The following is a 378-nucleotide window of genomic DNA, read 5'->3' on the forward strand; positions in this document are numbered from 1 at the left end:
CTTGCTGTAAAGCCCCCTAACTTAGGTGAACTGACGGTTTTATAGCTATTTTATAGCGACTTTTTGACTGAAATACCTAAGCGTTTAGCCAAGCGAACTAAGTTTGCACGGTCTACTTTTAAGGTGCGTGCTGCACTTGCCCAGTTATAATTATGTTGCTCAAGCTGCTGACCAATTAAATGATGGGTAAAGGTATCGGTTGCTTGCTTAAGTGATAAATTTTGCTCTGCTATGTTAGTGCTACTGCCAGTGGTGGTGTTTGTGGTACTAGCAGGTAATGATAACTGTGTTGTATTACTCGCACTAAGGTTTAGCTCACAATGCTCGGGCTTTATGGTAATAATGGCTTGTTGCCATTGGCTTTGTTTGGCCTTTAGT

1 pseudogene is annotated in these 378 nt (G+C 41.5%); it reads right to left on the bottom strand.

The features are described from left to right. Positions 1-50: 50 nt before the first annotated feature. Positions 51-378 (bottom strand): annotated as a pseudogene (locus AAEY62_RS20730) (nitric oxide reductase transcriptional regulator NorR); the annotation flags it as partial.

The sequence above is a fragment of the Pseudoalteromonas sp. GW168-MNA-CIBAN-0100 genome, from assembly GCF_040309225.1.
GTDB lineage: Bacteria > Pseudomonadota > Gammaproteobacteria > Enterobacterales > Alteromonadaceae > Pseudoalteromonas > Pseudoalteromonas arctica.